Genomic DNA, 6000 nt, shown 5'->3' on the forward strand with positions numbered 1-6000 from the left:
TGTAGTATCCCGCAATCATCCTTAATGATGACGACGGAAGATAAACCAGTAAGTCAGACCAACCATCACGCCACCACCGATGATATTGCCGATGGTAACAGGGATGAGGTTGTGTAGGACGAAGTTGGATACGGTCAGGTCAGCAAAGGTTGCCGGATCCTGGCCGATGGCCTGCCAAAACTCCGGGCCAGCCACGCTATGGATAGCGATGCCAACCGGAATCATAAACATGTTTGCGATGCTGTGCTCGAAACCTGAGGCAACGAACATGGCAACCGGCAGCAGCATAACCACTACCTTGTCAGTCGCGCTGCGGGCACCGAATGCCATCCATGCAGCCAGACATACCATCAGGTTACAGAGAATACCGAGCGCCACTGCTTCGAAGAAGGTGTGGTGAATTTTGTGCTGAGCCACTTTCAGGGCATTCAGACCCCACTGGCCGTCTGCTGCCGTGTACTCGGCAGAAACGATGATCAGCGCCACCATCAGCAGACCGCCAATCAGGTTGCCGAAGTAGACCAGCCCCCAGTTCTTGAGCAGCTGGGCCCAGCTGATCCGGTTGGCCGCTTTGGCTACCAGCGTCAGGGTGGTGGAGGTGAACAGCTCGGCACCGAGCAGTACGCAGAGAATAAGTCCGAGAGAGAAGCAGAGACCGCCAACCAGCTTGGCCATACCCCAAGGCATGGAACCGGTTCCGGTAGTCACTGTGATGTAGAAGATAAATGCGATGGCGATGAAAGCGCCTGCGGTAATGGCCAGTGGAATGACCTTGTATGCCGGCTTGGTAGCCTTGGCGTAGGTGATGTCTTCAGCCAGTGCAGCGATGGCTTCGGGCTTGAGACAATCGAATGGGGATTCAGCTTTCAATTATGATCTACCTGAATGTTTTGCCTGTTGAAATCATAACAAAGGGCCAAATGGCCAAAATTGACATCGATCAAATTTATCAGTGTGCGATTGTAATTTTACTACAAATATTTGAGCCGCATGGCTACGCCAGTTTACACCAGGTTTCAGCTGAAACAGAAGTGTTGGATTTTTAATATAATGATTTTAAAGAATTTATAGTTCGCCACACAAACCATGCATTGGCAAGATATCTTTGCAGTTCCCAAGCATGCCCCCTGCCCTACCTGCAACCCCCTTAGAGGTATTTTTTGTTTTTTATTTCATCTTTGAATAACAACGACATCGCTTATCTGCATCAAACAGAAGGGGCCAACCGGCCCCTCCTTTACTCACTCATTGTCAATGTATCTTTTATGACCACTGATGGGCACGCTTGGCCTTTTGCAGCTTCTCGTAGGCCGCCAGCAGCTTCTGGTGCAGCGGGAATTGGACAAGCGACAAGTCAGCTGCTTCCAGCCCGTGGAAACACGCTTCGCCACTGGCGTTGGCCCAGGCCTGTGCCAGCGTCTCTTCGCCATACATGCGGGTGAAGACGGCGCGATACTGCTCGGGGTCGCGCTCCTCGTCGAGGAAAAGCTCGACACAGGCGCGCAGGGCACGATAGTAGCTGGCACGCTCGGCCGGGAACACCGACTGGTTGAACTCCATGGTCCAGTCGATGAGATCCAGCGCGGTCTCCAGCTCACCGGCAGCCAGCGCCAGCATGGCTTTCAGCTCACCCACCCGCAGGGTGTGCAGAGCTGTGCCCTTGGCGGCAGCGATGCCCAGCAGCTCACGCACTCGGGTGCGCTCGTCGTGCCCCTCTTCGTCCAGTTGATCAAACAACGCCATATACTGCTCGGCATCCCAATCAAGTGATGGCAGCGCCAGGATGGTCTCGCGCAGATGGGCACCCATGGTGTTGTTGGCCAGCAGCAGATCTTCGGCCGGATAGATGTCGGACATGCCGGGCACCAGGATGCGGCAGGCGTAGACGCCCAGGTGCTCGTAATCGGCGATATAGACCGGCTGCTCCAGCTCGTGGAAGATGCCGATCAGATGGTCGAACTCCTCCTGCGAAGTGCCGCGGAAGTCCCAGTCGGCAAACTCGAAGTCGGCCTCTTCCTTGAACAGATCCCAGCTGATAAGGCCGGAAGAGTCGATGAAGTGGGTCTCGAGGTTGTGGTGATCCGCTACCTGCTCGTTGTCGAATGAGGGCGGTACAAACACGTCGAGATCTTTGAGGCCACGGCCCTGCAGCAACTCGGTCACGGTACGTTCGAAGGCCACTTCAAAGCGCGGATGGGCGCCGAAGGAGGCAAAGCAGGTGCCGTTGCTCGGGTTGAGCAGCACCACGCAGATGACCGGATAGCGGCCACCCAGGGAGGCATCGAAGCTGTAAATCGGGAAACCTTCCGCTTCCAGCGCCGCGATGGAGGCAGCAATCCCCGGATAACGGGCAATCACGTCGCTCGGGATCTGCGGCAGGCTCAGCGCCTCGGCGATGATCCTGTTTTTCACGTGGCGCTCGAATACCTCGGAGAGCGCCTGAGTACGCGCTTCGGTCTTGGTGTTGCCGGCGCTCATGCCATTGGAGACATAAAGGTTGCCGATGATGTTCATCGGGATGTAGACGGTCTCGTGATCGGACTGGCGCTCGAACGGCAGGGCGACGATACCGCGCTCTTCGTTGCCCGATTGCAGATCCACCAGCATCTCGGCGGTCACTTCACCGTCCGGGTTATAGAACTTGCGGGTGAAGCTGTCGAGTAGACCGGCTGGCAGCTGATCCCCCTCGATGGGGAACCACTTCTCGTTCGGGTAGTGAACGAAATCGCCGTTCGCTACCTGCTCGCCCAGATAGAAGTCGGCGAAGAAGTAGTTGGTGGAGAGACGCTCGAAATACTCACCCAGAGCGGAGGCAAGTGCCGCCTTCTTGCTGGCACCCTTGCCGTTGGTGAAGCAGAGGGCGCACTCTTTGTCTCGAATATGCACCGACCAGACGTTCGGCACGGGGTTGAGCCAGGAGGCCTCTTCAATATCAAAGCCCAACGCTTGCAGCTTGGTCTGGAAGCGTTCGATGGAGTCTTCCAGCGCCGCGTCCTTGCCGGGAATAAAAGTGTGGTCAGTCATCACGATATCCTGATTTTTATTGGCTCATGTTTGGCCGCAGATAATAGCAGGGGTCGCCGGCTTTGGCAGGACAAAAATCAGCAAACGGTAAGCAATGCGCTCCACTTCCGACGCCTGCAGACCCCAGCGCCCTCTCCTCTCTCGGCCAAAGATGGCAACTAACGCAAACGGGCCCGGGGATTACCCGGGCCCGTTGTTACAGGAAGCGATCAACCGTCAGAGCTGCTTGCCCTGGCTGGCAATCACCTGGCTGTACCAGTGGAAACTCGCCTTCTTGATCCGGCGAAGGGAGCCCCCCTGCTCGTCACGCTCCACATAGACGAAGCCGTAACGCTTCTGGTAGCCGTTGAGCCAGCTCAGGATGTCAGTGAACGACCAGGCGCAGTAACCGAGCAGTTCCACCCCGTCCTGCATCGCCTCCTGGCACGCCTTGATGTGGCTGCGCAGATAATCGATGCGGTACTCATCGTTCACCTTGTCGCCCGTCTCCAGCTTGTCGAACTCGCCAAGGCCGTTCTCGGTGATCATCAGAGGCAGACCGTAGCGGGAAGAGAGGCGACGCAGGGCGATGCGCATCCCGGTCGGATCGATGGCCCAATCCCAGTTGCTGGTCTCAAGGTGCGGATTGGGCGCCGTCTTGTAGAGGCCGGGAATGCCGCTCGACGGCGTAGTGCCCTTCTTGCCGGTGGTGTTAATGCGCTGCAGGGTCTGACCGTCCAAGGGGTTATCGGTGTAGGTCAGGGTGTAGTAGTAGTTGACGCCAATGTAGTCGGGCGTCCCTTCGCGCAGCAACTCCATATCGCCCGGCAGGATCTCGGGCGCCTCGCCGTTTTCCCGTAAGTAAGCGAGCGCAGCCTGCGGATAACGGCCAAAGCAGTAGGCATCCAGCCACCAGAGGTTGTTGAACTCCTCGGCGTTCTCAAAGGCCAGCATATCTTTCGGGTCGCACGATGCCGGATAGGCAGGGGAATAGGCAAAGCTCGGGCCAATCAAGCCATTCGGCACATACTGGCGAAATGCCTTGATAGCACGGGCATTGGCGAGAAACGCGATATGGTTGGCGGCAAAGAAGCGCTTGCGGTCCTGCACAGCCGGCGGATGGGTGCCGAGCTGATAGGCGTTGGTCAGGTTGTAGTTCTGCTCGTTGAGGGAGACCCAATACTTCACCTTGCCGGCAAAGCGCTGATAGAGGGTCACGCAGTAGCGCTCGAAATCCTCGATAATACGTCGGTCTTCCCAGCCGCCGTACTCATCCTGCAGCGCCTGCGGCAGATCCCAGTGGTAGAGGGTCAGCACCGGCTCGATCTGGTAGGCCAAGAGGGTATCGATCAGCGTCTCGTAAAAAGCCAGACCAGCCTCGTTCACCTCGCCCCGACCGGTGGGGTAGATACGCGGCCAGCTCACCGAGAAGCGATAGGCCTTGAGCCCCATCTCGGCCATCAGCGCGACGTCCTCTTCCATGCGGTGGTAGTGATCCACCGCCACATCGCCGTTGCTCCCCTCAAAAGTCTTGCCCGGCAGCTTGGTGAAGAGATCCCACACCGAGGGCCCCTTACCATCGGCATTCCAGCCCCCCTCCACCTGATAGGCGGCAGAGGCGGCGCCCCACAGAAAATCGCTAGGAAAGTCGTTGAACTTGTGGTGATGCATCTGGTGTTGCTCCTTCTGCGGCGGTGGTCCTGGCCACCTCGATTGCGCCGACTGGCGGCACCCAATTGAATTGGCAATAGCATCGAACAGTTCTAGAATTCCGTCCAATGACAAATATGACCATTCAATATTCCCATAAGGAATGAAGGAGCGCTGTGGAGCTACGTGATCTGAAGGCCTTCGTCACTCTGGGCGAGGTGTTGCATTTCGGCCAGGCGGCGGTGCGCCAGCATGTCACCCAGTCGGCGCTGAGCAAGCAGATAAGGCGGCTGGAGGAGGAGCTCGGCGGCGAGTTGTTCGAGCGTAACGCCAGCACCACCCGCCTCACTGTGCTGGGGCGGGCCCTTTATGAGGATGCCCGCGCCGTGGTCATCCAGAGCGAGCAGCTCTCGCGCACCGCCCGCGATGTGCTGGCGGGCAACGTCGGCACCCTGCGTATCGGTTTTGGCGTCGCCACCAAGATCCTGGTACCTGCGGTCATCGCCCGTTTTCGCGCCGAACGACCGCAGGTGACCATTGAGCTCAACGATCTCTCCACCCACCACCAGTTGCTGGCGTTAAGCGAGGGCAAGCTGGATCTGGGTTTTTGCCGCTTGCCCGCCCCCAAGGGGTGGCACACCATGCAGGTGGAGCGAGCCCACTTCGTTGCCGTGCTGCCCGCCAGCTATCGAGAGGTGAGGGAGTTGGCAGATCTGGTGGACAAACCACTGGCGATCCTGCGCCGGGACAAGGCGCCGTCGTTTTACGATCACCTGATGAACTATCTGGCCCAGAGCGGGTTGCGCTTTCAGGGGATCCAGTATGTCAATGACTTTGCAGCCGGCGTCGCTACCGCCGCCGCCGGGATCGCCTGGACCCTGGTCCCCTCCTCCACCACCATAGAGCACCCGGATGTGCTCACCTTGCCCTTAACGGAGGACGAGGCGTGCTGGGCGATTGGCCTCATCCGTCCCCCAAATAGTCACTCTCCACTGGCTGACGCCTTCTGGCAGACGGTTACCGATCACATAACGGGGGAAAATCCCCCCCCTGATTAAAGAATTAATAATTTCTTAAGAATCCCTGTGTCTATTTAGGGGGCATTCTTCTCAGCCCGAGTACGCCCCCATGAAAAAAGTCAGAGACATACTGCGCCGCTTCGATGGTCAGCGTCGCCAATGGACATCCGGCATCGAGCGCTCGCTCCTCGCTTGGCTGGCCCGAGGCTCCCTGCTGCTACCCGGTGAAGCGCCCCCTCGCCGCATTCTTGTGGTACGCAGCAACAACCGGATTGGCAACAACCTCTTTTTGCTCCCCTTCCTGCAGCAAGTACAAAAGTCCCACCCC

The 6000-nt window shown here is 58.0% G+C and carries 4 protein-coding genes and 1 pseudogene; 2 read left to right on the top strand and 3 right to left on the bottom strand.

Annotated features, from left to right (window positions below; genetic code table 11):
* Positions 1-21: 21 nt before the first annotated feature.
* The 3 genes from focA to AACS24_RS01880 all read right to left on the bottom strand — a co-directional run bounded on the left by focA (position 22) and on the right by AACS24_RS01880 (position 4674).
* The gene (gene focA, locus AACS24_RS01870; RefSeq protein ID WP_041210327.1) at positions 22-870 is read right to left on the bottom strand and encodes a formate transporter FocA; all 849 of its coding nucleotides are present in this window, start codon (positions 868-870) and stop codon (positions 22-24) included.
* Between the two features lie 393 nt (positions 871-1263).
* Positions 1264-3024 (bottom strand): 30S ribosomal protein S12 methylthiotransferase accessory factor YcaO, encoded by a 1761-nt coding sequence (gene ycaO, locus AACS24_RS01875; protein WP_108572184.1) that lies wholly within the window; start codon positions 3022-3024, stop codon positions 1264-1266.
* Positions 3025-3240: 216 nt separating this feature from the next.
* Positions 3241-4674, bottom strand: coding sequence for a glycoside hydrolase family 1 protein (locus tag AACS24_RS01880; RefSeq protein ID WP_108572185.1), 1434 nt, complete (start codon positions 4672-4674; stop codon positions 3241-3243).
* Between the two features lie 155 nt (positions 4675-4829).
* Between AACS24_RS01880 and AACS24_RS01885 the strand changes: the two genes are divergently transcribed.
* Positions 4830-5711, top strand: coding sequence for a LysR family transcriptional regulator (locus tag AACS24_RS01885; RefSeq protein WP_108572186.1), 882 nt, complete (start codon positions 4830-4832; stop codon positions 5709-5711).
* A gap of 70 nt (positions 5712-5781) precedes the next feature.
* Positions 5782-6000, top strand: a pseudogene (locus tag AACS24_RS21765) (glycosyltransferase family 9 protein); the annotation flags it as partial.

The sequence above is a fragment of the Aeromonas sp. HMWF016 genome (assembly GCF_963878195.1).
Lineage (GTDB): Bacteria > Pseudomonadota > Gammaproteobacteria > Enterobacterales > Aeromonadaceae > Aeromonas > Aeromonas lacus.

Bases quoted from the DNA above. Each gene is read 5' to 3' on its own strand.
- AACS24_RS01880 (WP_108572185.1), bottom strand. From the start codon at position 4,674: ATGCATCACCACAAGTTCAACGACTTTCCTAGCGATTTTCTGTGGGGC.
- ycaO (WP_108572184.1), bottom strand. From the start codon at position 3,024: ATGACTGACCACACTTTTATTCCCGGCAAGGACGCGGCGCTGGAAGAC.